The 24,364-nt window shown below is 75.1% G+C and carries 22 protein-coding genes and 1 pseudogene; 10 read left to right on the top strand and 13 right to left on the bottom strand.

Translation table 11 applies throughout. The annotated features are described in order from the left end of the window. Positions 1–2: 2 nt before the first annotated feature. Complete coding sequence (locus F1544_RS01555) at positions 3–1,463, bottom strand: ATP-binding protein (RefSeq protein WP_208971046.1); 1,461 nt, start codon at positions 1,461–1,463, stop codon at positions 3–5. Then, positions 1,460–2,137, bottom strand: a complete 678-nt coding sequence (locus tag F1544_RS01550) for a response regulator transcription factor (RefSeq protein WP_167581199.1) — start codon at positions 2,135–2,137, stop codon at positions 1,460–1,462. Before F1544_RS01550 ends, F1544_RS01555 begins: the two co-directional genes overlap by 4 nt. 66 nt (positions 2,138–2,203) lie before the next feature. Here F1544_RS01550 and F1544_RS01545 point away from each other — a divergent pair, with 66 nt between their 5' ends. The 6 genes from F1544_RS01545 to F1544_RS23770 are packed head-to-tail and all read left to right on the top strand — an operon-like array spanning position 2,204 to position 6,777. Continuing rightward, positions 2,204–3,205, top strand: coding sequence for an ABC transporter ATP-binding protein (locus tag F1544_RS01545; protein WP_167581197.1), 1,002 nt, complete (start codon positions 2,204–2,206; stop codon positions 3,203–3,205). Next, a complete protein-coding gene (locus F1544_RS01540; protein ID WP_167581195.1) occupies positions 3,202–4,092 on the top strand; it encodes an ABC transporter permease in 891 nt (296 codons plus the stop codon). Before F1544_RS01545 ends, F1544_RS01540 begins: the two co-directional genes overlap by 4 nt. 2 nt (positions 4,093–4,094) lie before the next feature. Next, positions 4,095–4,553: a hypothetical protein gene (locus F1544_RS01535; protein ID WP_167581193.1), complete on the top strand. Its 459-nt coding sequence runs from the start codon at positions 4,095–4,097 to the stop codon at positions 4,551–4,553. A gap of 38 nt (positions 4,554–4,591) precedes the next feature. Then, positions 4,592–5,398, top strand: a complete 807-nt coding sequence (locus F1544_RS01530) for a COG4705 family protein (RefSeq protein ID WP_167581191.1) — start codon at positions 4,592–4,594, stop codon at positions 5,396–5,398. Further along, positions 5,395–6,003, top strand: coding sequence for a DedA family protein (locus F1544_RS01525; protein WP_167581189.1), 609 nt, complete (start codon positions 5,395–5,397; stop codon positions 6,001–6,003). Before F1544_RS01530 ends, F1544_RS01525 begins: the two co-directional genes overlap by 4 nt. A 54-nt stretch (positions 6,004–6,057) precedes the next feature. Beyond that, complete coding sequence (locus F1544_RS23770; protein WP_244307595.1) at positions 6,058–6,777, top strand: M15 family metallopeptidase; 720 nt, start codon at positions 6,058–6,060, stop codon at positions 6,775–6,777. Positions 6,778–6,846: 69 nt separating this feature from the next. Here the strand turns inward: F1544_RS23770 and F1544_RS23765 are convergent. Both F1544_RS23765 and F1544_RS01515 read right to left on the bottom strand, forming a co-directional pair. Beyond that, positions 6,847–8,046 (bottom strand): annotated as a pseudogene (locus F1544_RS23765) (putative bifunctional diguanylate cyclase/phosphodiesterase); the annotation flags it as partial. A gap of 554 nt (positions 8,047–8,600) precedes the next feature. Continuing rightward, positions 8,601–9,749 carry an ROK family protein gene (locus F1544_RS01515; protein WP_308469819.1) on the bottom strand — a complete coding sequence of 383 codons (1,149 nt, stop codon included), beginning with the start codon at positions 9,747–9,749 and terminating at the stop codon, positions 8,601–8,603. A gap of 70 nt (positions 9,750–9,819) precedes the next feature. Here F1544_RS01515 and F1544_RS01510 point away from each other — a divergent pair, with 70 nt between their 5' ends. Beyond that, positions 9,820–11,061, top strand: a complete 1,242-nt coding sequence (locus F1544_RS01510; RefSeq protein ID WP_308469818.1) for an MFS transporter — start codon at positions 9,820–9,822, stop codon at positions 11,059–11,061. Here the strand turns inward: F1544_RS01510 and F1544_RS01505 are convergent. From F1544_RS01505 to F1544_RS01480, 6 genes are all read right to left on the bottom strand, one after another. Next, positions 11,045–11,635, bottom strand: coding sequence for a TetR family transcriptional regulator (locus F1544_RS01505; protein WP_167581181.1), 591 nt, complete (start codon positions 11,633–11,635; stop codon positions 11,045–11,047). The genes F1544_RS01510 and F1544_RS01505 overlap by 17 nt on opposite strands. Before the next feature lie 31 nt (positions 11,636–11,666). Beyond that, on the bottom strand, positions 11,667–12,926 hold the full coding sequence (locus F1544_RS01500; RefSeq protein WP_167581179.1) for a family 1 glycosylhydrolase: 1,260 nt from the start codon (positions 12,924–12,926) through the stop codon (positions 11,667–11,669). 43 nt (positions 12,927–12,969) lie between these two features. Continuing rightward, positions 12,970–14,283 carry an MFS transporter gene (locus F1544_RS01495; protein ID WP_167581177.1) on the bottom strand — a complete coding sequence of 438 codons (1,314 nt, stop codon included), beginning with the start codon at positions 14,281–14,283 and terminating at the stop codon, positions 12,970–12,972. Positions 14,284–14,516: 233 nt separating this feature from the next. Then, positions 14,517–16,223: an MDR family MFS transporter gene (locus tag F1544_RS01490; protein ID WP_167581175.1), complete on the bottom strand. Its 1,707-nt coding sequence runs from the start codon at positions 16,221–16,223 to the stop codon at positions 14,517–14,519. After that, positions 16,220–16,897 carry a TetR/AcrR family transcriptional regulator gene (locus F1544_RS01485; protein ID WP_167581173.1) on the bottom strand — a complete coding sequence of 226 codons (678 nt, stop codon included), beginning with the start codon at positions 16,895–16,897 and terminating at the stop codon, positions 16,220–16,222. The genes F1544_RS01490 and F1544_RS01485 overlap by 4 nt, the downstream gene beginning before the upstream one ends. Before the next feature lie 137 nt (positions 16,898–17,034). Continuing rightward, positions 17,035–17,586 (bottom strand): NAD(P)H-dependent oxidoreductase, encoded by a 552-nt coding sequence (locus tag F1544_RS01480; protein WP_244307689.1) that lies wholly within the window; start codon positions 17,584–17,586, stop codon positions 17,035–17,037. A gap of 206 nt (positions 17,587–17,792) precedes the next feature. On the opposite strand from F1544_RS01480, the gene F1544_RS01475 reads away from it, so the two are divergent. The 3 genes from F1544_RS01475 (at position 17,793) to F1544_RS01465 (ending at position 21,630) form a co-directional block, all read left to right on the top strand. After that, positions 17,793–18,275 carry a Fur family transcriptional regulator gene (locus F1544_RS01475; protein WP_167581170.1) on the top strand — a complete coding sequence of 161 codons (483 nt, stop codon included), beginning with the start codon at positions 17,793–17,795 and terminating at the stop codon, positions 18,273–18,275. Beyond that, positions 18,272–20,488: a catalase/peroxidase HPI gene (katG, locus tag F1544_RS01470; RefSeq protein ID WP_167581168.1), complete on the top strand. Its 2,217-nt coding sequence runs from the start codon at positions 18,272–18,274 to the stop codon at positions 20,486–20,488. The genes F1544_RS01475 and katG overlap by 4 nt, the downstream gene beginning before the upstream one ends. A gap of 113 nt (positions 20,489–20,601) precedes the next feature. Beyond that, entirely contained in the window at positions 20,602–21,630 is a 1,029-nt protein-coding gene (locus tag F1544_RS01465) for an AAA family ATPase (RefSeq protein ID WP_167581166.1), read from the top strand. A 19-nt stretch (positions 21,631–21,649) separates the two neighbouring features. Here the strand turns inward: F1544_RS01465 and F1544_RS01460 are convergent, their stop codons facing one another. The 3 genes from F1544_RS01460 to F1544_RS01450 form a co-directional block, all read right to left on the bottom strand. Further along, positions 21,650–22,618 carry an aldo/keto reductase gene (locus F1544_RS01460; protein WP_208971043.1) on the bottom strand — a complete coding sequence of 323 codons (969 nt, stop codon included), beginning with the start codon at positions 22,616–22,618 and terminating at the stop codon, positions 21,650–21,652. A 52-nt stretch (positions 22,619–22,670) separates the two neighbouring features. Beyond that, positions 22,671–23,546, bottom strand: a complete 876-nt coding sequence (locus F1544_RS01455) for an LLM class flavin-dependent oxidoreductase (protein ID WP_167581164.1) — start codon at positions 23,544–23,546, stop codon at positions 22,671–22,673. A 64-nt stretch (positions 23,547–23,610) separates the two neighbouring features. Beyond that, positions 23,611–24,291 carry an NADPH-dependent F420 reductase gene (locus F1544_RS01450; RefSeq protein WP_167581162.1) on the bottom strand — a complete coding sequence of 227 codons (681 nt, stop codon included), beginning with the start codon at positions 24,289–24,291 and terminating at the stop codon, positions 23,611–23,613. Positions 24,292–24,364: the final 73 nt, after the last annotated feature.

The following is a 24,364-nucleotide window of genomic DNA, read 5'->3' as shown; positions in this document are numbered from 1 at the left end:
CCTCAGCGGCCGGAGGCGCTGCGCGGCAGGAGGACCACGGCGGCGGTGACGTCGTCGGGGTGGGTGCAGGCGACGTCGTGGCGCTGCTCGAAGCGGTGGTGGACCCCGCCGGAGCAGAGGCGGAACTCACCTCCGGAACCCGCCACGACGGCGTCCACGAGGGCGAGGCCGAGCCCGGAACCCGGGCGGGAGCGCGCCTCGGCCGTGCGGGCGAACCGCTCGGCGGCCTGGGGCAGGAACGCGGGAGGAACTCCGGGTCCGGCGTCGGTGACGGTGAGGACGACCACGTCTCCCGCGGCGCCGCGGGCGGTCCCGACGGTGACCGCGACGGGGTCCGCGCCGTGCCGCTGCGCGTTGGTGAGCAGGTTCAGCAGCACCTGACGCAGGCGCGCCTCGGGCACGTCGACGGCAGCCGTGCCCCCGTCCGGGCCGGTGAGCGACCACGTGGCGGGCAGGTCGGGAGAACCGTCGCGGGTGGAGCGCGCCAGGTCGCGGGCGAGCCCCACCACGTCGGTCGCCCCGGCCTGCGGGGTCCCGGCGTCCGCGGCACCGAGGGCCAGCAGGTCCTCGGAGAGCTCCACGAGCCGGGCGACGTCGGTCTGCAGCTCGCGCAGCACCGCCTCGTGCTCCGCGACGGACCTGCTGCGCCGCAGGGCGAGCTGCACGCGCGTCAGCAGGACGGTGAGCGGGGTGCGCAGCTCGTGGCTGGCGTCGTCGACGAACCGCCGCTCGCGCGCCACCGACGCCTCGAGGTTCGTGAGCATCTCGTTCAGGGTGCGCCCGAGGCGGGTCACCTCGTCGTCGCGCGCGGGCGGCACGTCGAGCCGGACGCCCGTGGCGCCGGCGGCGATGCGCTGCGCCTGGGCGCGGTAGCGCTCGACGGGCGCGAGGGCCGCCTTGGCGAGGCGCTCACCGACCACGGTGGAGACGAGCAGGGCCCCCAGCCCGGCGATCGTCAGCTGCAGCACGAGTTCCCGCAGCGCCTCGTCGCGGTCGTCGCGCCGCACCCCCACGACCAGGACGAGGCCGGCGTCGCCCAGGGGCTGCGCGAGCAGCCGCAGCGGGCGCGCGCTGATCGGGAGCAGGGAACCCACCTCGACGGTCACGGGACCGCGGCGGGCCTGCGCGAGGGACGCCGCGCTCAGCAGCGGTGCGGGGCCGAGGTCCGTCCCCGCGCTGACGACGTGGCCCGTGGCGTCGACGACCTGCGCGTCCCGCAGCTCGGGCACGCCGGCGGCCGCGGCCCGGAAGGTCCCGTCACCGGCGAGGAGCGGGCGCACCTCGTCCGCCGCGGCCCGCAGGTCGACGTCGAGGCCGCGGTCGAGCGCGTACCCGACGCGCCAGTACACGAAGGCGCCGGCCGCGGTCAGGAGGACCAGCATGGCCGCGCCGAACCCGGCGACCAGCCGCAGCCGCAGCGGCAGTCGGGCGAGCACGCCGCGCGGCCCGCGCAGGCGGTTCACCCGCCCGCGGGGTCGAGGCGGTAGCCGACGCCGCGCAGCGTCTGGATCGCGCTGCGCCGGAACGGGGTGTCGATCTTCGCCCGCACCTTGGCGATGTGGACGTCGATGACGTTGCTCGCGATGTCGGTGTTCCCGTCCCACACCTCCTGGAGCAGGACGAAGCGGCTGACGTGCTCGCCCGCGCGGTCCATGAGCACCGCGAGCACGTCGAACTCCCGCGCCGAGAGGGCGACGGGACTCCCCGCGCGGGTCACGGTGCGGGCGGCCGGGTCCAGGTGCAGGTCGCCCGCGCGCAGGGTCCCGGCGGACGGCGGCTGCGCGCGCCGGTGCAGGGCCCGCAGCCGGACGACGAGCTCCTCGAGCTCGAAGGGCTTCGCGAGGTAGTCGTCGGCCCCCGTCTCGAGCCCGGCGATCCGGTCCTGCAGGCCACCGCGGGCCGAGAGCATGAGGACGGGGACGAGGTTCCCCTCGGCGCGCAGCGCGGCGACCACCTCGGGGCCCTGCAGGCCCGGCAGCATCCAGTCGAGGAGCACCACGTCGACACCCCCGGCGCGCGCGGCCGCGAGGGCCGCCGTGCCGTCGCCGACGACCTGCGGGCGCCAGCCGACCTCGGTCAGGGCCTGGTGCAGCAGCTCCGCGAGCCGCACCTCGTCCTCCGCGATCAGCACCCGCACGCCGGCCAGTGTGACCCACCCGCGGCCTTCATCGTGGCTTCACGTGGCGTGCCTACCGTCGTGCGGGTGACGAGCGAGCCGACGACCGCCGAACGGGCCGTCGCCGCGCCCCGCGCCGGGTGGGCGGTGCGGGCCGAGGGGCTGACCAAGCGCTACGGCACCCTGACCGCGGTGGACGGCATCTCGGTGCACGTGGCCGAGGGCGAGGTGCACGGGATGCTCGGCCCGAACGGCGCGGGCAAGACGACCTTCCTCCGGATGCTGTTCGGGCTGGTCCGCCCCGACGCCGGGGTCCTGGAGGTGCTGGGGCGCAGCTGGTCGCGCGACGGCAACGCGACGCTGGACGGCGTGGCCGGGTTCCTCGAGAGCCCCCGGTTCTACCCCTACCTCTCCGGGCGGCGGAACCTGCAGCTGCTCGCCGGCCTCGACGGCGGCACGGCGCCCGGGCGCGTCGAGGAGGTCCTCGACGTCGTGGACCTCACGGGGCGGGAGACGGAGGCGGTGGCGGGCTACTCCTTCGGGATGCGCCAGCGCCTCGGGGTCGCGGCCTCGCTGCTGCGCGACCCGCGCCTGCTCGTGCTGGACGAGCCCGCCAACGGCCTGGACCCCGCGGGCATCCGGGACATGCGCGCCCTCGTGGCGCGCCTCGCGGCGTCGGGGCTCACGGTGCTGCTGAGCAGCCACGACATGGACGAGGTCGAGCAGGTCTGCGACGACGTCACGATCATGAAGCGGGGTTCGGTGGCCCACCACGGGCCGATCGCGGAACTCCGGCGTCAGGCCCCGCCGCAGGCGCACCTGCTGCGCACCAGCGACGACACCCGTGCCCTCGAACTGGCGCAGGGGCGTCCCGGCCTGGAGGTCGCGCGGGCCGGGGCGGAGCTGGCCGTGCGCGGGACGCAGGGGGCGGTGGACCTGTACGTCTCCGTGGTCGTGCGGGCCGGCCTGGCCGTGCGCAGCCTCACGCTCGGCGAGGCGCCGCTGGAGGCGCTGTTCTTCCTGCTCACCGAACCCGCCCCCGCCGAGGGTCCGCCCGCCGGCCCCGACGGGCAGGAGGTGCACCCGTGAACCCCTCCCCGGTCCGGGCCGTCGAGAGGTCGACCGCCGCGCACCTCGTCCCCCGTCCGTCGCGCCCGCCGCGTCCCCCGGGCACGTGGACGGCCTACCGGTGGGAGCTGGTCAAGCTCGCCGCCCTCGTGCGCACTCGGGCGGTCCTGGCCGGGGTGCTGATCGCGCCCCCGCTGGTCGTGCTCGTGCTGCGGGGCCAGCGCCCGCCCGCGGACACGCTGTTCGGCCGCCACGTGCACGACAGCGGGTTCGCGGTCCCGCTGCTGCTGCTCGGGTTCGCCACCCAGTACCTGTTCCCGCTGCTGACCAGCATCGTCGCGGGGGACGTGTTCGCGAGCGAGGACCAGCACGGGACGTGGAAGACGCTGCTGACCCGGTCGGTGAGCCGCACGCAGGTGTTCCGGGCCAAGACCCTGGCGGCCGTGACGTTCGCCGCCGCCGTCCTCGTCGTCTTGGGCGGCAGCGCGATCGCCTCGGGCGTGCTGCTCGTGGGCACGCAGCCGCTGACGGGGCTGTCGGGGCAGAGCATCGGCGCGCCGCAGGCGGCCGCCCTCGTCGCGGCCGCCTGGGCGAGCACGGCGGCACCGCTGCTCGGGTACACGGCGCTGGCCGTGCTGCTGTCGGTGCGGACCCGCAACCCCGCGCTGGGGGTGGTCGGGCCGCTGGTGCTGGGCCTGCTCATGGGGCTCGTGGGGTCACTGGGCGGGACGGGCCGGCTGCGCCGCGCGCTGCTGAGCACGCCGCTCGAGGCGTGGCACGGGTTGTTCACCGCCACCCCCGTCACGGGGCCGCTCGTCCAGGGCGCCCTCGTGTCCCTGGCCTGGACGGCGGTCTGCCTGGCCGTCGCCCACCGCACCCTGGTGCGCCGCGACATCACCGGAGGCTGATCGTGAGGAACCTGAGGACCGTCGCGAGGCCGGCGGCGGGGCTCGCCGTCGCCGCCGCGCTCGTGGCCGGGCTGAGCGCCGCCGGCCACCCCGACGTCACGCGGGCGCGCGTCGAGGACTCGCTGACCCCGGCGTTCGGCCGCCTGTACGTGGACCAGCAGCGGATCCTCGGCCACGACGTGAGCGTCGCCGCCGCCGCGGCGCGGAGCACGTGCGACCGCGGGGGTCCCGCGGTGGCCGACGTGGGTGCCGGCAGCGACTGGATCTGCCTCGTCGACTTCACCGACCAGACGGGCGCCGCGCAGGAGGGGAAGTTCGAGCTGCAGGTGCACGCGAACGCCTGCTACACCGCGGCCGGCCCCGCCAAGCTGCTCGGCGGGTTCACGATCCCCGACGCCCGGGGTGTCGACGTCGCCAACCCCCTCAGCGCGTTCGACGTCTGCTTCGACCCGGACGCCTGATGCGGTACCGGACGACCTCACTGCCCGATCGATCGGAGATGCCCGTGACCCCCGCCCCCCGCTCCGCCGCACCCGCCGCGGTGCTCGCCCCCAAGGTGCCGGAGATCACCGCGGTGTTCTGGCTCGTCAAGGTCCTCACGACCGGGATGGGCGAGGCCGCCTCGGACTACCTGGGGACGACGAACCTCGTCCTCGGCGGCGTCGTGGGCGTCGGGGGTTTCCTGCTGGCGCTGCGGTGGCAGCTGCGCTCCCCGCGGTACTCACCGCCGGTCTACTGGACCTGCGTCGCGATGATCGCGGTGTTCGGGACGATCGTGGCGGACGTCCTGCACGTGGCGACGGGGTTGTCGTACGACGTGACCTCCGCGGTGTACGCCCTCGCCGTGGCCGTCCTCCTCGCCTGGTGGTGGCGCAGCGAGGGGACCGTCGACGTCCACAGCATCACGACGCCGCGCCGCGAGCGCTTCTACTGGGCCACGGTCATCGCCACCTTCGCGCTGGGCACCGCGGTGGGCGACCTGACGGGGCTGACGCTCCACCTCGGGTTCCTCCCGTCGGGGCTGCTGTTCCTCGCCGCCATCGCCGTCCCGCTCGTCGCGTGGCGGGCGGGGGCGAACCCCGTCCTGACGTTCTGGGCGGCCTACGTGCTGACCCGCCCGCTGGGCGCCTCGTTCGCGGACTGGGTCGCCAAGCCGCACGACGTCGGGGCGGGTCTCGGCGTCGGCGACGGGCCGGTCGCCCTCGTCGCGCTCGCCGCGATCGCCGTCCTCGTCGCCCTGGTGACGGTGCGGCACCGCGACGCCGGGCGCAGGACGCCGGCGGAGGCCGGGGCGGACCGGGCGTGAGCGGCCTCCTCGACCCCACCCACCTCCTCGCCTCCTACGGCGCGCTGGGGGTGTTCGTCGTCCTCTTCGCGGAGACGGGACTGCTCGTGGGGTTCTTCCTCCCGGGCGACTCGCTGCTGTTCACGGCGGGGCTGCTCACCGCCACCGCCTCCGGGTCCGCCGCGCACCTCTCGCTCACCCCGGTGCTCGTCGCGGCCGGGGCGGGTGCGCTGCTGGGGGCCGAGGTGGGGTACCTCATCGGGCGCCGCGCCGGCCCCGCGCTGCTGCGGGCCGAGGGGCACCCCCGCCGGGCCGCCGGGATCGCCCGCGCCGCCGACGTCCTGGACCGCTACGGCCACGGCAAGGCCGTCGTCATCGCCCGCTTCATCCCGGTCGTGCGGACGCTCATGAACCCGCTCGCGGGGACCGTGGGCGTCCCCGCCGCGCGGTTCACGCTGTGGCAGGTCGTCGGCGGGCTCGTGTGGTCGCAGGGCGTCGCGCTGGCGGGTTCCGTGCTGGGCGCCCGCATCCCCGGGCTCGACCGCTACCTGCTGCCGATCATCGCCGTCGTCGTGGTCGTCTCGCTCGTCCCCGTCGTGGTGGAGCTGCTGCGCTCGCGGAGGTAGCGGGGCCGAGCAGGGTGCGTGCGTCGAGGTGGTCGCCGGCGCTACGGTCGGGCGATGGGACGACTCCGCTCCGTCACCGTCGCGCTGGGTCTGGTCGCCGGCGCCCTGTCTGCGGTCGCCGCCGCGTCACCGCAGCCGGCCGCCGTCGCCGCCACCAGCGCTGACGCCCCCGTCGTGGCACGCCACGCGCGGGTGCCCGCGAAGGCCCCGCTGCCGGGCTACACGTGGGCCGTGACGCGGGTGACGGCGGCCGACCTGCCGGCGAGCTGGCGCCCGGGGTGCCCCGTCGGGCCGGCCGACCTGCGCGCCGTCAGCGTCACCTACCTCGACCCCGCCGGGCACGCGCGCCGCGGCACGATCGTCGTCGCGGCGTCGGTCGCGCAGGCGACCGCGCACGTGTTCGGCCGCCTCTACGAGCTGCGCTACCCGATCGCGTCGATGCGGCCCGTCGACGTGTTCGGCGGTTCCGACGACGCGTCCATGGACGCGGACAACACCTCGGCGTTCAACTGCCGGGCCACCACGGGCGGGACCTCGTTCTCCGAGCACTCCTACGGCACCGCGATCGACCTGAACCCGGTGGAGAACCCCTACGTCAAGGGCACGACGGTGCTGCCCGCCGCGGGCCGCGCGTTCGTCGACCGCTCACCGCGGCCCGGGGTCGTCGTCGCGGGCGACGCGGTCGTGCAGGCCTTCGCCGCGGCGGGCTTCTCCTGGGGCGGGTCGTGGCGGACCCTGAAGGACTACCAGCACTTCTCGGTGTCCGGGAACTGACGCGGGCACGGGCGGCAGGTTCCCGGGGTCGCGCCGGACGAGGTCGGCGACCGGCAGCGGGCGGTGGAACAGGTAGCCCTGCGCGAGGGGACACCCCAGCTGCCGCAGCAGCTCCGCCTGGTCCGCCCGCTCGACGCCCTCGGCGACCACGGCCAGCCCGAGGGAGGAGCACAGGTCCAGCACGGCGCGCAGCACCGCCGCGCGCCGCGGGGACGTCGTGATGTGGGCGATGAAGTCGGCGTCGAGCTTGACGACGTCCACGGGCACCGTGTCCAGGCGGCTCAGCGCGGAGTAGCCCGTGCCGAAGTCGTCGATGGCCACCGCCACGCCCGCGTCGCGCAGCTCCTTCAGGCTGTTCGTCGCCGCGGCGGTGGTCGCGTCCAGCAGGCTCTCGGTCACCTCGACCACCAGGGCGGCCGGCGACCAGCCGGTGGCGGCCAGCACCGACAGGGCGCGGGCGGCGAAACCCGGGGCGACGAGCTGACGTCCCGAGACGTTGACGGTGAGCAGGAGCGGGAGGCCCCAGGCCTCGCCGAGCAGCGACGTGTCGCGGCAGGCCTGCGCGAGCACGGCCAGGCCCAGCTCGTCGATGAGCCCGGCCGCCTCGGCGACGGGGATGAACTCGGCGGGGGACACCGGCCCCCGCACGGGGTGCGTCCAGCGGGCCAGCGCCTCGACCCCGATGACCGTGCGGTCGCTCAGGCGCAGGATCGGCTGCAGCACGACCGCGACGTCGCCCGCGCGCACGGCGTGCGCCAGGTCGAGCGCAAGGCTGGGGGAGCCGGCGTCGGCGAGCGAGCTGCGGTCGCGGCCGCCCCGCTTGGCGGCGTACATCGCGGTGTCCGCGCGCCGCAGCAGGTCCGCGCCGCTCTCGCCCGCCGCCAGCTCCGCGATCCCGCATGACAGCGTCGCGTCGCCGCCCGGCAGGCGCAGCCCGTCCACCACCTCCAGGGCCCGCTCTCCCGTCAGGCCGGGCAGGAGGACGAGGAACTCGTCACCGCCGCACCGCGCCACCACGGCCGGTGCGGGGAGGGCGGTGAGGAACCCCGCCGCGAGGCCGCGCAGGAGCTCGTCGCCCGCCGCGTGGCCGAGGCCGTCGTTGACGGCCTTGAAGTCGTCGACGTCGATGAGCGCCAGCGACAGCGGCGCGCGCGTCCGCTCGGCGGTGCTCAGCAGCTCCTCGTAGGCGCGGTCGAAGCCGCGCCGGTTGAGCAGTCCGGTCAGCGGGTCGCGGGTGGCGCCGGAGGCCGTCGCGACCAGCCGTCCCACGACGAAGGCGATGCAGGCGAGGACGACCGCCACCCCCGCCGCGGTGCCCAGCCCGACGTCGGCGTGCGACAGCAGCGAGGTGGTGGAGGCGGCGACGAGCAGGGACAGCTGCGCGACGGCTTCGCGCACGCGGAAGAAGCAGAAGGCGTCGATGGCGATGAACGTGAACACCGTCGAGAGCGCGACGGCGGAGGCCTCGTCGGGGCACACCACCACGGCGACGGCCACGAGCCCCGTGCCGGCGGCGACGACGACGTGCCACACCGGCTCCGGCAGCGGGCGCCGCCAGGCGAGCAGGACGGCCCCGACGGTGAGGGCCAGGGCGGCGACGACGGTGAGGAAGCGTCCCTCGGGCGTGCCGAAGCCGACGGCACCCCAGGTGACGAGCAGCGCGGTGACCCCGCCGCCGAGGTAGAAGCTCCCGGACGTCACCGCGAGCCCGCGGGGCGTGGACGCACCGCTGGCCAGCGGGGAGGTCGCCGACGGTGGCGTCGGCTGGAGCACGGCCACGATCAGGTGTCGACACGCCCGGGCCGCGCTTGAGGCGGCCGGGGTCACCCGAGCGGGGACCCGCCGTCCGTCGGGTCGCCCAGGACCCGGGACCAGACCTCCTCCGCGGCGCCGACCAGCGGCCCGTCGACGCCGAGCGCGGCCGCCGCGATCTCCGGCGGGGCGTCGCGCCGGAAGCTCATCAGCCCGGCGGTGAACGCGGCCCGGACCTCGCCGGGCACGTGGTGCAGCAGGTCGGTGCCCAGCCCGCCCAGCGTGACGAGGTCGGGGTCCAGGCCGGTGACGAGGCCCGCGATGCCGCGGCCGAGGGCGGTGCCCGCGTCGCGGAGCGCCCGGTGCGCGGCGGGGTCCCCGCCGCCGGCGCGGTCGAGGACGCGGTGGGCGTAGGCGACCGGGTCGCGCGGCGGCCCGTCGCCGAGGGTGCGCGCCATCGCCGAGCCGTCGACGGCGGTGCCCCAGCACCCGCGGGCACCGCAGGCGCAGCGGACGGCGGGGTCGCCGAACGGCATGTGCCCGAACTCGCCCGCGAGGCCCCGCGCCCCGGCCAGGACCCGCCCGGCGACGGTGACGGCCCCGCCGAGGCCGGCGTCGACGTGCAGGTGGATCGCCAGGGCGGTGCCGACGGCCGCGCCGCGCCGGGCCTCGCCCACGGCCGCGAGCGTGGCGTCGTTGCCGGCGGTGAGCTCGACGCCCGCGGGCGCCGCGGGGCGCAGGTCCAGCGCGTGCCAGTCCAGCATCGGCGCGTCGAGCAGGTGGCCCGCCTGCACGAGCCCGGGGACGGCGAGGCCCAGCCCCCGCACGCGGCCCGGGAACCGGCGCTCGAGGCGCCGGCCCGCCGTGCGCAGGGCGCGCAGGACGGGCGCGGCGTCGGTGCCGGGGTGGGTCCCGGCCGAGGTGTCGAGGACGGCACCGCCGAGCTCGACGGCGACCAGCCGCCAGGACTCGTGCGCGAGCACGCCCGCGAGGACGACGGGCCCCTGCGGGTGGGCCGCGAGGCGGCGGGTCGGCCGTCCGCGGCGGCCGGCCTGCGCGACGGGCTCCTCCGCGAGCAGGTGGGCCTGCGCCAGCGCGGTGACGAGGTCGGTGGCCGCACCCGAGCTGAGGCCCAGCAGCGCAGCGGCTCCCGCGCGCGTGAGCCCCGGCTGCTCGTGGGCCAGGCGCAGCAGCTGCCGCCCGCGGGCGCTGATCGGCACGGTCCCCCCTGACGTCGTGGAGCGGCTGGTCGCGGAGCAATTGACTCGAACGGCGAGTATATTGCCAGACGTGGGTCCCACCGAGCAGGTCGCCGTCCCCCTCGCGCCGGCCGCGGCCGAGCGCCTCCCGTGGGCGCGGCTGGCCGTGCTGGCCGCGGCCGTCTTCGCGGCCGTCACCACCGAGGTGCTGCCCGTCGGCCTGCTGCCGCAGCTCGCGGACGCGTTCGCGGTGAGCGAGGCCCGCATCGGGTGGTGGATGTCGGGCTACGCCCTGGTGGTCGCCGCGGGTGCCGTCCCGGTCACGGCCGTGCTGGCCCGCTGGCCCAAGCGGCGCGCCCTGCTCGTCCTGCTGGTGACGTACGCGCTGAGCAACGCGCTCGTGGTCGCCGCGGAGGGGCGCTTCTGGCTCGCCCTCGTCGCCCGGCTGCTCGGGGGCCTGGCCCACGCGGGCGTGTTCTCGGTCGTGGTGGCCACCGCCTCGGCGCTCGCCCCGCCCCGGCGCACGGGGCGGGCCATCGCGGCGGTCAGCGCCGGGTCGACGTTCGCGCTCGCCTTCGGGGTCCCCCTGGGCACGGCGCTCGGAGGTGCCGTCGGCTGGCGGTGGGCGTTCGCGTCGGTGTCGCTGCTCCTCGTGCTCCTCGCCGGCGCCACGGCCCTGGCCCTGCCCGCCGACGCGGGAGGCGCGCCTGCGGGCGCCGCACCGGGCCGCGCGGTGCTCGCGGCGCTGCGCGGACCGGGGCTGCTGCTCGTGGCCATCACGACCGCCGTCTTCGCCCTGGGCCACTTCAGCGCCTACACCTACGTGACCCCGCTGGTGCTGCGGGCCGGGGTCCCGGCCGGCGCCGTCAGCCTCGTGCTGCTCGGGTACGGCGTCGCGGGCTTCGCCGGCGTGCTGGCCTCGGGTGCGCTCGCCGACCACCACCCCGTCGCGACGCTGCGCACCGCGATCGTGCTGACCGTCCTCTGCCTCGCGGCGCTGTCGGTGTTCCGGGACTCGGGGACGGGCACGGCGGTGACCGTCGTGGTGTGGGGGGCCGCCTTCGCCGCCATGCCGTCGCTCCTGCAGACCCTCGCCATGCGGTGGGCCAGCAGCCCCGACGCGGCCCCGGCGGTCGTCAACGCCATGTTCAACGTCGGCATCGCGACCGGCGCAGCGGCCGGGGGCCTGTTCCTCGTGGGCGGGCACACGTCGGTGCTCACGACCGCCTCGGCCGCCCTGGCGCTGGGGGCCCTGGCGCTGACCGCGCACCGCCGGCTGCGGCACCCGGGCCCCGGGACGGGCGACGCAGCGGTCCTCAGAACGGGACGGTGAGGGCCGCCGCGATGCAGCGGCGCACGCTCGCCAGCACGTCGACGCCCGGCAGGTCCGACAGCCACAGCAGCTGGGCGCCCTCGGTCAGGCTGACCGTGTCCACGGCCGTCTGCCGGGGGTCGACGCCGGGCCGCAGGACCCCGTCCTCGCGGCACTGCACGAACGCCCGCTCGGTGGCGTCGACGATGACCGCGAACCGGTCGACGAAGTAGGGCCGCGCGGGGTGGTCGGGGACCGTGGCCTCCGCCGCGAGGATCGCGTAGAGCTGCACCACCCCGCGCCGTCCGGTGTTCCGCCGGTTGATCTCGAGCAGCCCGGCCAGCCACTCCACCCCGCGGCGGCCCTCGAGGACCTCCCGCGCGTCGCGGTCGCGACGTTCCAGGACCGCCTGCAGGAGTGCGAGCTTGCCGTCGAAGTGGTGCAGGAGACCGGTCTGCGTCATCCCCACGGTCCGGGCGATCTCGCTGACCGAGGACGCGGCGTAGCCCGAGCGCGAGAACACCTCGAACGCGGCGTCGAGGATCTCCTCGCGCCGCTGGGCGCTCTTGCGGTACTCACCCCGTGGTCCCGGCACGGGGGTCGACACTACGGTCGCGCCGCGGCGCTCAGCCCACCGGCACGGCGCGGTGCGCCCGGACGACGTCCGCGTACACGGCCGCGCTCGGCTTCGGGACGCGCGCGAACGTCTCGCGGTCCACGGCCACGAGGCCCAGCTTCGGCCCGTACCCGAAGATCCACTCGAAGTTGTCCAGCAGGGTCCAGTGGCAGTAGCCCAGCACCGGGGTCCCCGCCGCGACCTCCGCGGCCAGCAGCCCCAGGGCGGCCGGGAGGAACGCGGCGCGCACGGAGTCGTCGTCGGTCTGCACGCCGTGCTCGGTGACCAGGACGGGGACCCCGGACACCTGGTGGGCGTAGCGCACGGCTCCGGCGAGCGAGGCCGGGTCGACCACCGACCCCATGCCGTTGCGGGGGCCGCCGGGGACGACCTCGCCGTCGGGGCCGTGGAAGAGGCGCTCGTAGTTCTGCACCCCGACGAAGTCGTCCTCGCGGGCCACGCGCAGCCAGTGGTCGTAGACGGCCGCGCGCTTGGCGTCGCGGTGCGCCTCGCCGCCGGGCAGCGCCACCTCGTCGGCGACGGCGAGGGAGACCCCCACGGGCAGGTCGCCGCGACGGGCCTTCACCGCGGCGCGCGCCGTGCGGTGCGCGCGCGTCATCGCCTCCTGGAACTCCTCCTGCACGGCCGCGGGGACGACGTTGGAGGAGAAGTACCTCGGGGTCCCCGCGGCGCGGGCCGCGGCCGCGAGCATGGCCTTCTTCAGCTGCTCGGCCTCGGGCGGGAGCTTGTGCCCGGCCTGCAGGAGCTGCTCCAGGTTCGGCTCGTTGAACGTCACCGCCGCGGCGATCCGGTCCCCGACGCGGGCCGTCACGCGGTCGCACTGCGCCGCGAACACCTCGGCCGCGTCGTCGGCGAGCCAGGAACCGGCCGCGGAGAACCAGTGCGGCGAGGTGAAGTGGTTGTACGTGACGAGCGGGGCGAGGCCGCGCTCGAGGCAGCCGTCGACGACGCGCTCGTAGTGGTCGAGCGCCGCGGCGTCGACCTGCCCGCGCACGGGCTCGACGCGCGCCCACTCCACCGAGAACCGGAACGCGTCCAGCCCGAGCGAGGCGGCCAGGTCGAGGTCCTCCGCCCACCGCTCGAGGGACCGGCAGGCGGGTCCGCTCGGCTCGCGGAACAGCGTCGGCGTGGTGTGCTCCAGGAACCAGGTGTCGCTGGCGACGTTGTCACCCTCGGTCTGGTGCCCCGCGGTGGCCACACCCCAGAGGAACCCGGCGGGAAGCTCTGCGGCGGCGGACGTGTCGGTCATCTCGTGCTCTCTCCTGCGGTGCGGTGGTGGACGGGTGCGGTGGTCAGCGGGTGCCGCGGACGAACTGGATGAGCAGGCCGCCGACGACGGCCGAGAGGGCGCCGGCCAGGAACAGGGCCGCGAAGTTCCTGCCGCCGCCCGCCCCGATCGCCAGCAGGGCGGGGGCGAGGGCCGCGACGATCGTCACGGGCAGGTTGTCGGCGACCTTGATGATGGCCAGGTCCTTGGCGGGGTTGTCCACGTCGGGCAGCACGCGGGTCGCGAGGGCGAGCTCGACGGCGAAGTACACGCCCTGGCCGAGCGCCACGACGCCGCACGCCACGAGGTAGGCGGGGAAGCTCGACGCGGTCGCCGCGGCCACCAGCCCGGCGGCCAGGATCAGCGCCGCGACGAGGATGAACGGCTTGCGCACGCCGAGGCGGTCGCTGAGCCGGCCGACTGCGGGCGCCACCAGCATCGAGATGCCGGCGTTGACGACGACGGTCAGCAGGATCGCCGAACCGAGGCCGGCGGGGGCCAGGCCGAGGTGCTGCAGCAGGTACACGGCCTGGAACCCGTTGAGCGCCGCGACGCCGGAGAACACGAGCATGCGGCTGGCGAAGACGAGGCTGAAGTCCGGGTACCGGCGCGGGTTCACCCAGAAGATCCCGGCGACCTCGCGCACGTCGAGTCGCGCGCGCCGCTGCGGGGCCTGCGGATCGCGCAGCACGGCCGCGAGCAGCAGCATCGAGACGACGGCGAAGGCCGTGGGGATGCCGACGAGCGGGACGAGGTCGGCGCCGAACGGCTGGGACACCGCGATGCCCAGCAGCGCGCCGACCGCGACGGACAGGCTGAGGAAGGCGGCGGCCGGGCCGCGGCGGTCGGCCGGCAGCTGGTCGGCGACGAGGGCGGTGGTGGTGACGCCCGTGGCGACGAAACCCGTGGTGATCAGCACGTGGGCGAGCACGAAGACCGGGAGGTTCGGCGCGGCCACGAGGAGCACGCCACCGGCGACGAAGGCGAGGGCCCCGCCGAGCAGGTAGGGGCGGCGGCGCCCGCGGCGGGAGCGCGAGCGGTCGCTGAGCGCCCCGACGACCGGCAGGGCGAAGAGGGTGAAGAACCCCGCGATCCCGCTGGAGACCGCGATGGTGGTGGTCGCCCCGGCGGCGTCGAGGACGTTCGCCTTGAGCGTCAGGGTCAGCAGGGCCGCGGACATCTCCGCAGCCCCGGCGCCCACGGCCGCCAGGACCAGGAAGAACAGGAACCCGCGGCGCTGCGGGGCGTGCGTCGGGGGCGTGAGGGGGGCGCCCGGCGGGACGGCGGCCGCGCGGAGCGGGCCGGTCTGCGTGCGGGCGGAGTCGGACGAGAGGGCCATGGGCTTCCTTGCCGGACGGGGCCGAGCGGGTCGGCCGGTGTCGTCGTCGACGTTCACCCCGTCGTCGGGGTGGCAGGAACGCTAAGCCCAAAATATGAGGACGTCAATGTTTTCGCGGATGCGTGCGGAGAGGTCCCGGACGCGGCGAACGCCGGGTGCCCGCGTGGGCACCCGGCGTCCGCCGGTGGTTCGTCGACCGCAGGTTCGCCGACCGCAGGTCCGTGGACCGGAGGTCAGCTGCGCCGGTCGTGCTCCCGGGCGCCCCGCCCGTCGCCGACCGCGTCGACGCCGGGCTCCCGGGCCGCCGCGTCACCGGTGGGAGCGGGACCGTCGGTCCCGAGGACGTCGCCGCGCCGCTTGGCGGCCTCGAGCGTCTCGGCCTCCTCGCCGCCGATCGCCTCGCCGCGGGCGACGAGCCCGGCGACGTCGGCCAGCGGGATCTCCTTGAGCAGCAGGGCCAGCAGGAAGGCCAGGCCGATGAAGGGCAGCAGGTACCAGAACACGGGGGCCAGCGCGTCGGCGTACGCCGTGACCACGCCGTCGCGGACGGCCGGGGGCAGCTGCGCCAGCGCCTGCGGGTCGAGGGTCGCGGTGGCCTGGGCGGCGTCGCCGGCCGAGGCGCCGGCGCCGGTGAACACCCCCGTCAGGTTCTCGGTGAGCCGGGTGGTGAAGATCGTCCCGAAGACGGCGATGCCGAGGGCGGCCCCGACCTCGCGGAAGTAGTTGTTGGTGCTGGTGGCCGTGCCGACCACCTCGGGCGGCACGGCGTTCTGCGCGACGAGGACGACGACCTGCATGATCAGGCCGAGACCGGCGCCGAGCACCAGCAGGTAGACGCAGATCAGCCAGATCGCCGTCTGCGCGCTCAGCGTGGTCATGGCGAGCATCGCCAGCGCGACCAGGACCGTCCCGGCGATCGGGAAGAGCTTGTAGCGCCCGGTGCGGGTGATCGCCTGGCCGGAGAGGATCGAGGTGGCGATCAGGCCGACCATCATGGGCAGCAGGAGCAACCCGGACACGGCCGCCGAGGTGCCCGAGGACATCTGCAGGAAGGTCGGCAGGAAGCCGATCGCCGCGAACATCCCGATCCCCAGCGCCAGCCCGATGGCGGTGGCGTTGACGAACGTGCGGTTGCGGAACAGGCGCAGCGGGATGATCGGGTCCGCGGCCCGGGACTCCGCGAGCACGAAGGCGATCACGGCGACGACCAGACCCGCGGCGAACAGCCACGTCTCGACCGCGTCCCAGCCGTGCGCGGTGTCCCCGCCGAAGTCGGCGAAGACGATCAGGCAGGTCGTGGCGATGGAGAGGAACACCACGCCCGCGACGTCGATCGGCTTGGTCGCCCTCTTGTCGGGCAGGGTCAGGGCGACCAGGGCGATGACGAAGGCGGCGATGCCGACCGGGATGTTGATGTAGAACGCCCAGCGCCAGCTCAGGTGGTCGACGAAGAACCCGCCGAGCAGCGGGCCCGCGACGGCGGAGAGCCCGAAGATCGCGCCGAGCGGGCCGAGGTACTTGCCCCGCTCGGAGGCGGGCACGATGTCGGCGATGATCGCCTGCGACAGGATCATCAGGCCGCCGCCGCCGAGCCCCTGGCACGCGCGGAACACCACGAACGTCCAGAAGTCGGTGGCGAAGGCGCAGCCGACGGAGGCGAGCGTGAACACCGCGATCGCGAGGATGAACAACCGGCGCCGGCCGAGGACGTCGCCGAACTTCCCGTAGACCGGCATGACGATCGTCGTGGCCAGCAGGTAGGCGCTCGTGATCCACGCCTGGTGCTCGACGCCGCCGAGGTTGCCGACGATGGTCGGCATCGCGGTCGAGACGATGGTCTGGTCGAGGCTGGACAGGAGCATGCCGGCGATGAGGGCGCCGAAGATGATCCAGATCCTGCGCTGCGTCAGCAGCAGCGGTCCGGGCTGGGTGCTGGTCATGACGTCCGTTCGGTCCGGGCGGGTTCAGTGGCGGTGGTGCTGGTGGGAGTCGCGAGGACGCTGCGGGCCGCGGCGAGGCGGCGGGCGAAGGCCTCGCGGAACGCCTCCTCGGTCGTGGGGTCGAGGAACGCCTCGACGCTCATGCGCAGCACCGCGACGAGGACGTGGACGGCCGCGGCGGCCCGGAGGTCGCCGGGGGCCAGGTGCTCCCGGCGTTCCACGAGCACCGTGTCGCCGCGTTCGCGGGCGCGGTTCAGCTCGTGCACGCGGGCGATCAGGCGGGGTTCGCGGTCGAAGGCGGCGACGAGGTCGCGCGCGTCCTCCAGCGTCAGGTCCATGACCTCCCACCGGTCGATGAGCAGGTCCGCCAGGTCGTCGACGAGGGTGGGGGAGAGCGCGCCCCCGGTGGGGGGCGAGGTGTCCGGACCGCCGGCGAGGAAGCGCTCCTCGGCGTCGGCGTGGTCGGCGTGGGCGGGCAGGCCGAGGACGGCGTCGTCCTTGGAGGCGAAGTGGTTGAAGAACGTGCGGCGGGACACCCCCACCAGCTCGCACACCTCGTCGACGGTGAACCCGGCCAGACCGCGCTCGGCGGTGAGCCGGCGGGCCGTGGCGTTCAGCTGTCCCGAGGTCTCGACGCGGCGCCGCTCGCGGAGACCGGGTGCACTCGACTGCATGGAGTGCATCATTGCACCCTGGCGCGCCGAGTGCAGCGAACGCGGGGGGACGTCACCCGGACGGATCCCCCCCGACGCAGGACGTCCCGCCCGCCGGGGATCGGCGGACGGGACGGTTCAGCGGACCTGCAGCGGGATCACTCGCCCGCGAGGCGCCCGGCGATCGTCACGACGCGGGTCGCGAGGTGGTCGAGCGCGTCCAGCTCGGCCTGGCCCAGCGGCTGGTCGTTGTTCGCGCCCGTGACGTGGCTGACGCCGTAGGGGTTGCCGTCGACGAACTTCAGGCCCGCGGTGTAGCCGGGCGGGACGATGATCCCGCCGAAGTGGTAGATCGAGTTGTACAGCGCGAGGAGGGTGGTCTCCTGGCCGCCGTGGGCGGTCTGCGACGACGTGAAGCCGGCGTAGACCTTGTCGGCGAGCTGGCCCTGGGCCCACTGCGCGCCCAGGGAGTCGAGGAAGATCTTCAGCTGCCCGGCGATGTTGCCGTAGCGGGTGGGCGAGCCGAAGAGCACGGCGTCGGCCCACACCACGTCGTCCGCGGTCGCGCCCGGGGCGCCCTGCGCGGCCTCGGCCTCGGCGGACTGCGCGTCGGTCGCGGCCTTCTCCCCGCCGGTGGCCTGGCGCTCGACCTGGCGCAGGCGCACCTCGGCGCCGGCCTGCTCGGCGGCCGCGGCGAGGCGCTCGGCCATGCCGCGCACGGTGCCGGTGGCGGAGTAGTAGATGACGGACAGCTTGACGGTCACGGGTCCTCCAGAAGATGAGTGTTCAACCTCTTGGAGTGTGACTGACGGGATGCCGGCTGTCACCCCCGGGCGTGGTGAGCGCGGCCACCCGTGGCCTGGTCGTCCGGATGCACGATCTTGACTCGTTCAAGTCCGGTGGGCAGGATGACCGGATGCCCACCACCCAGGACCTCGAGCGCGTGCTGCGCGGCGCAGGTCTGCGGGTGACCCGGCCGCGCCTGGCCGTCCTCGACGCGGTGCACGCCCAGCCCCACGGGGACACCGAGGCGCTCATCGTCGCCGCCCGCTCGCGCATGGGCGCGGTCTCGCACCAGGCGGTCTACGACGTGCTGCGCGTGCTCACCGACAGCGGCCTGGTGCGCCGCATCCAGCCGCAGGGTTCCGTCGCGCGCTACGAGGCGCGGGTCCACGACAACCACCACCACCTGGTGTGCCGGGTGTGCGGGGACATCAGCGACGTCGACTGCGCCACCGGGCAGGCGCCCTGCCTCACCCCGCCCCCCGTCGACGGCTTCGTCGTCGACGAGGCCGAGGTCATCTACTGGGGCCGGTGCCGGTCCTGCGCGACGGCCCCGGCCCCCGCCACCGACCCCTCAGCCCCCGGTCGTCCTTCAGCAGAGAGAGGCACTCCGTGACCGAGCTCGACAAGGCCCAGTCCCAGTCCACCAGCGAGAGCGAGAACCCGGCGATCAAGGCGCCGGAGGCGGCGACGAACGGCCGTCCCCGCACCGCGCAGGACTGGTGGCCGAACCAGATCGACCTGTCGGTCCTGAACAAGCCGTCGAAGGACTCCGACCCGCTGGGCGAGGACTTCGACTACGCGGCCGAGTTCGCGAAGCTCGACGTCGAGGCGCTCAAGCGCGACCTCGTCGAGGTCATGCACACCTCGCAGGAGTGGTGGCCGGCCGACTGGGGCCACTACGGCCCCCTGTTCATCCGCATGTCGTGGCACGCGGCCGGCACCTACCGGATCGCCGACGGCCGCGGTGGTGGCGGCGAGGGCGGGCAGCGCTTCGCGCCGCTGAACAGCTGGCCCGACAACGCCAACCTCGACAAGGCGCGCCGCCTGCTGCTGCCCGTCAAGCAGAAGTACGGCCGCAAGATCTCCTGGGCCGACCTGCTCGTGCTCGCCGGCAACGTCGCGCACGACGACATGGGCCTGAAGACGTTCGGGTTCGGCTTCGGGCGCGCCGACAACTGGCAGCCCGGTGAGGTGTTCTGGGGCCCCGAGGACACCTGGCTGGGTGACGAGCGCTACGCCGCCGACGCGCCGCTGGACCTCGAGGAGGGCCACCTCGCGGCCGTCACGATGGGCCTGATCTACGTGAACCCGGAGGGCCCGAAGGGGCAGCCGGACCCGCTGGGCTCGGCCCACGACATCCGCGTCACGTTCGGCCGCATGGGCATGAACGACGTCGAGACCGTCGCGCTCGTCGCCGGCGGCCACACCTTCGGCAAGACCCACGGCGCCGGGAACCCGGAGCTCGTCGGCCCGGAGCCCGAGGGCTGCCCGGTGCACGGCAACGGCCTGGGCTGGAAGAGCGAGTTCGGCACCGGCAAGGGTGCGGACGCCATCACCAGCGGCCTCGAGGGGGCGTGGACGCCCACGCCGACGACGTGGGACAACACCTACTTCGAGACGATGTTCAGCCACGAGTGGGAGCTCACGGAGAGCCCCGCCGGCGCGAAGCAGTGGACCCCGAAGGACCCCGCGGCCGCCGACCTGGTGCCGGACGCGCACATCGAGGGCAAGCGCAACGCCCCGATCATGCTGACGAGCGACCTCGCGCTCATGGCGGACCCGGCGTACCACGAGATCTCCGAGCGCTTCTACCGCGACCCGGAGTACTTCGCGGACCAGTACGCCCGCGCCTGGTTCAAGCTCCTGCACCGCGACATGGGCCCGAAGAGCCGCTACCTGGGCCCGGACGTCCCGGCCGAGGAGCTCGTCTGGCAGGACCCGACGCCGGCCGTCGACCACGAGCTCGTGGGCGAGGCCGAGGTCGCCGACCTCAAGCAGCGCCTGCTGTCCGCGGGGCTGAGCGTCTCGCAGCTCGTGCACACGGCCTGGTCCGCGGCGGCGTCCTTCCGCAGCACCGACAAGCGCGGCGGCGCCAACGGCGCCCGCCTGCGCCTGGAGCCCCAGCTCGGCTGGGCCGCCAACGAGGGCGTCCAGGACGTCCTGCCGGTCCTCGAGCGCGTCAAGGGCGAGTTCGAGGCGGCGACCGGCAGGAAGGTGTCCCTCGCCGACCTCATCGTCCTCGGCGGCACGGCCGCGGTGGAGAAGGCGGCCGCCGACGCGGGCGTGACGGTCACGGTGCCGTTCTCGCCCGGTCGCACCGACGCCAGCCAGGAGCAGACCGACGTCGAGAACTACCGCTGGCTCGAGCCGCGGGCCGACGGGTTCCGCAACTGGATCACCCCGGGCAGCAAGCTGCCCGCGGAGACGCTCCTCCTGGACCGCGCCGCCATGCTCGAGCTGACCGCCCGCGAGATGACCGTCCTCGTCGGCGGGCTGCGGGTGCTGGGCGCGAACACGGGTGGGGTGACGCACGGCGTGTTCACCGACACCCCGGGCGTCCTGTCGCAGGACTTCTTCCGCAACCTCCTCGACCTGGGCGTGCAGTGGCGCTCGGCGCGCGAGGGTGAGGGCGTCTACGAGGGCCTGGACGCCGACGGCACCGTCACGCGCACGGCGACCGCCGTCGACCTGGTGTTCAACTCGAACTCCATCCTCCGCGGCATCGTCGAGGTCTACTCCTCCGACGACGCCCAGGAGCTGTTCGTGCGGCACTTCGCCGCGGCGTGGCAGAAGGTCATGGAGCTGGACCGCTTCGACCTGCGCTGAGCAGGGACTGAGCACGACTGAGCACCACCGGGACGCCCCGGCCCGCACGCTGCGGGCCGGGGCGTCCTGCCGTCCGGGAGGTCGCCCGCGCCCGGGGCGCCTAGGGTCGCGGCATGCCCCTGAACCGCAACCCCCTCGACGAGCTGCGGGAGACCGTCGGCCGCCTGAGCGACCAGCTCGGACGCTCCGGCCTGCGCGGCAGCGAGGACGGGACGGGCGACCGCCTCGGCACCCGTCCCGCCCCGGCGCGCCCGCTCGCCGAGGTGCAGGCCGAGCTGGACGGCCTCATCGGGCTGGAGTCCGTGAAGGAGCAGGTGCGGGGGCTCGTGGCCTTCCTGCAGGTGCAGGCGCGCCGCAAGACGCACGGCCTGCCCGAGGTGGCGACCTCGCAGCACCTCGTGTTCCTCGGCAACCCCGGTACGGGCAAGACGACCGTGGCGCGGCTGCTGGCCGAGATGTACCGGGCGGTCGGCCTGCTGCAGCGGGGCCACCTCGTGGAGGTGGACCGGGCCGCCCTCGTCGGGCAGTACGTGGGCGCGACCGCGATCAAGACGGACCGCGTGATCCGCCGGGCGCTGGACGGCGTCCTGTTCATCGACGAGGCCTACTCGCTGTCGCCGGAGGGTGAGGGCCGGCTCGACTTCGGGGCGGAGGCCATCGAGGTCCTGCTGAAGCGCATGGAGGACCACCGCCACCGCCTCGTGGTGATCGTGGCCGGCTACCCACGGCTGATGGAGGCGTTCCTGCTCTCCAACCCCGGGCTGCGCTCCCGGTTCGCCCGGGAGATCGAGTTCCCGGACTACTCCACCGACGAGCTGCTGTCGATCTTCTCGATCATCGCGGCGCAGCACGAGTACGAGCTGGAGGCCGGCGCCGAGGTGGTGCTCCGCCAGATCCTCGGCGGTCTGCGCGCCGGGGAGGAGTCGGGCAACGCGCGCTTCGCCCGCACGCTGTTCGAGCAGGCGCTGAACCGCCAGGCGCTGCGGCTGACGCGCGACGGGGACCGCGCGGACCAGCTCGACCGCGCCGACGTCTCGACGCTCACGGCCGAGGACGTGGCGGAGGCCGCCCGCGCGCTGGGTGAGGAGCCCCTGCCGGAACCGCTGCCCGACCCGACGGGGTGGCGGCGCTGGCTCGGCTGACCTCCCGCCGCCCGCGGCGTCAGCGGTTGTACTTCGGCACCGGGCCGCGCAGCGCCGCGTAGACCTCGTCGCACGCGTCGAGGACGTCCTGCCCCAGCGCCGGGCCCGCGGCCGCGTCGAGGTTGGCGCGCAGCTGCTCCGGCGACGAGGCGCCGAGCAGGACGGCCCCGACGGCGGGGTGGTGGACGGCCCAGCGCATCGACAGCTCCAGGAGGCTGCAGCCCGCGTCGGCCGCGATGCCCGCGAGCGCCTCGACCGCGGAGAACTGCTGCTCGTTCCAGTACCGGTCGCGGTAGGCGGCCCCGCTGAACCGGGTGCCGGCGGTGGGTTCGGCGTCGCGGCGGTGCTTGCCGGTGAGCAGACCGCCGGCCAGCGGGTTGTAGACGACGTTGAACCAGCCCTTCTGCGCGGCCGCCGCCGTGTACTCCTCCTCCAGGGAGCGCGCGAGCGGGTTCAGCATCACCTGCGACACCGTGACGGGCGCCCAGCCGTTCAGGCCCGCGAGGCGCTCCGCCTCGACGAGCTGCCAGGCCGCGTGGTTCGACATCCCGACGGCGGTGACCTTGCCCGCCTGCACGAGCTCGTGCATCGCGGCGAGCGACTCCTCCAGCGGCACGGTCCAGTCCGGAGCGTGGAGGTAGTACAGGTCGAGGTGGTCGGTGCGCAGGCGCCGCAGGCTGGCCTCGACGGCGCGCACGATCGCGGCGCGGGACAGGCCCCGGTCCTCGGGCCCCGGGCCGTGGGCCCCGAAGACCTTCGAGGCCAGGACGAACTCGTCGCGGCGGCCGGCGAGGAGGTCGCCGAGGATCTCCTCCGAGCGGCCCTCCTCGTAGGTGATGGCGGTGTCGAGGTGCGTCACGCCCGCCTCGGCGGCCATGTCGACCATCGCCCGCGAGGCGTCGGCGTCGGCCTGCCCGCCGAAGGTCATGGTGCCCAGCACGAGGCGGGAGGTGCGCAGGCCGGTGCGGCCGAGGTCCACGGTGTCCACGCCCTGACCGTAGCGGCCGGTCGCCGTGGCGGCCGCGCGAGCTCCGGGACGCTCAGAGCAGGGGACGGACCTCCCGGCCGAGCAGGTGCACCAGGCCGTCCAGGTCGGGTTCGTCCCGGGTCGGCTGGGCGACGACCGAGGTGATGCCGAGCTCCGCGAGCCGCTGCAGCCCCGCCGCGATCTCCTCCGCGTCCCCGGCCAGGCCGATGCCCTCGTCGGCCCGCCGGCCCCACCGCGGGACCTCGCGGTCGACGCGCTCCCGGGCGCCGGGCCCGGTCGCGACGATGACGGTCACCACGACCGGGTGCCGCACCCCGTCCCGCGCGGCGAACACCGTCTCGCAGGAGGAGCGCACGTCCTCCTCGGTCATGGCGGTGGCGAGCAGGGTGCCGTCGCCCAGCCGGCCCGCCAGGGCCAGCGACTTCGGCCCGGTCCCGCCGACGAGCAGGGGCGGGGGTGTGGACGGCGGCCAGTCCAGCGCGACGTCGTTCAGGGTGACGTAGCGCCCCGCCGTGGTGACCCGCTCACCCGCCAGGAGGGCGCGCAGCGCACGCGCGTGCTCCTCGAGCAGCGTCATCGGGGAGGCCGCGCGGGCGCCGACCTGCTGCATCCAGTCCTGCACCCCGTGACCGACCCCGGCGCGGAGCCGGCCCGGGAACAGCCGCTCCAGCGTCGCGATCTCCATGGCCGTCAGGGCGACGTTGCGCAGCGGCACCGGCAGGAGGCCGATGCCCACGGCGATGCGGTCCGTCCACGCGAGAGCGGCTGCGGCGGTGGCGATCCCGCTCTCCTTGAAGCAGTCCTCCCACACCCAGAACTCGTCCAGACCGGCGAGCTCCGCGGTCGTCACGAGCGCGCGCAGCCGTTCCGGGGGCAGGTCCGGCACGAACGCCAGACCGAGCGAGAGGGGGGTGGCGGTCCTGGACACGGGGCTCCTCGGGTGCGGGGTGGGACCGGCCCGCCGCCGGTGCGGCGGCGGGCCGGGCCGGTGGTCAGCGGATCGAGCGGTCCGCCTGCTCGAGCAGGGGCAGCAGGTCCTCGCGGGTCATCCGCCGCGGCTCGGCCGGGTCGCCGTTCGCGGTGTACGCCGCGGCGTAGGCGGGCTGGTCCCGCTGGAAGCGCCAGCTGTCGGCGAGGCTCCCGGCGTCGGCGACGTCGTAGCCGATGGTCTCGACGAACTCCGCGACGACCTCCTCCGCGCCCTCGTCGTCCCCGGCGACGAGGAGCGTCGTCCGCTCGGGATCGCCTGCGGGACGCTGCATCTCGGCCAGGTTCTGCGCGAAGATGTTGTTGAACGCCTTGACCACGCGAGCCCCGGCGAGGTGGTGCTGGACCAGCTCGCTCGTCGTCTGCGTGTGGTCGTCGAGGACGGCGATGTCGCCGTCGCGCTCGGGGTAGTAGTTGCAGGTGTCGATGACGACCTTGCCCGTGAGGAGGTCCGCGGGCAGGTCCTGGACCTTCCCGAGGGGGATGGTCACCACGACGAGGGTCGGGGCCGCCGCGGCCTCCGCGGTGGTGCCCGCGCGGGCCCGGGGCCCGAGCCGGTCCACGAGCTCCGTGAGCGACTGCGGCCCGCGGGAGTTGGCGATGACGACGTCGTGGCCGGCGTCCACCGCGAGCTGGGCCAGCGCGCTGCCGATGTTGCCGCTGCCGATGATTCCGATGCTGCTCATGCTGGTGCAAGGCGCGGCGGGACGCCGTCCATTCCACGGCGGGCGCGCCGCCGGCGCCGCCGGGGAGACCCCT

Source organism: Kineococcus rubinsiae, assembly GCF_011839805.1.
Taxonomy (GTDB): domain Bacteria; phylum Actinomycetota; class Actinomycetes; order Actinomycetales; family Kineococcaceae; genus Kineococcus; species Kineococcus rubinsiae.
The sequence above is the reverse complement of the archived record's forward strand: the minus strand, read 5'-3'. Positions and strand labels throughout refer to the sequence as shown.

What these genes read in the sequence shown, in the direction of transcription:
- F1544_RS01465 (WP_167581166.1), top strand. Translation starts at nt 20,602, where the DNA reads ATGCCCCTGAACCGCAACCCCCTCGACGAGCTGCGGGAGACCGTCGGC.
- F1544_RS23770 (WP_244307595.1), top strand. Translation starts at nt 6,058, where the DNA reads ATGGGACGACTCCGCTCCGTCACCGTCGCGCTGGGTCTGGTCGCCGGC.
- F1544_RS01490 (WP_167581175.1), bottom strand. Translation starts at nt 16,223, where the DNA reads ATGACCAGCACCCAGCCCGGACCGCTGCTGCTGACGCAGCGCAGGATC.
- F1544_RS01480 (WP_244307689.1), bottom strand. Translation starts at nt 17,586, where the DNA reads ATGGCCGAGCGCCTCGCCGCGGCCGCCGAGCAGGCCGGCGCCGAGGTG.
- F1544_RS01500 (WP_167581179.1), bottom strand. Translation starts at nt 12,926, where the DNA reads ATGACCGACACGTCCGCCGCCGCAGAGCTTCCCGCCGGGTTCCTCTGG.
- F1544_RS01530 (WP_167581191.1), top strand. Translation starts at nt 4,592, where the DNA reads ATGCCCGTGACCCCCGCCCCCCGCTCCGCCGCACCCGCCGCGGTGCTC.
- F1544_RS01475 (WP_167581170.1), top strand. Translation starts at nt 17,793, where the DNA reads ATGCCCACCACCCAGGACCTCGAGCGCGTGCTGCGCGGCGCAGGTCTG.
- F1544_RS01450 (WP_167581162.1), bottom strand. Translation starts at nt 24,291, where the DNA reads ATGAGCAGCATCGGAATCATCGGCAGCGGCAACATCGGCAGCGCGCTG.
- F1544_RS01485 (WP_167581173.1), bottom strand. Translation starts at nt 16,897, where the DNA reads ATGCAGTCGAGTGCACCCGGTCTCCGCGAGCGGCGCCGCGTCGAGACC.
- F1544_RS01495 (WP_167581177.1), bottom strand. Translation starts at nt 14,283, where the DNA reads ATGGCCCTCTCGTCCGACTCCGCCCGCACGCAGACCGGCCCGCTCCGC.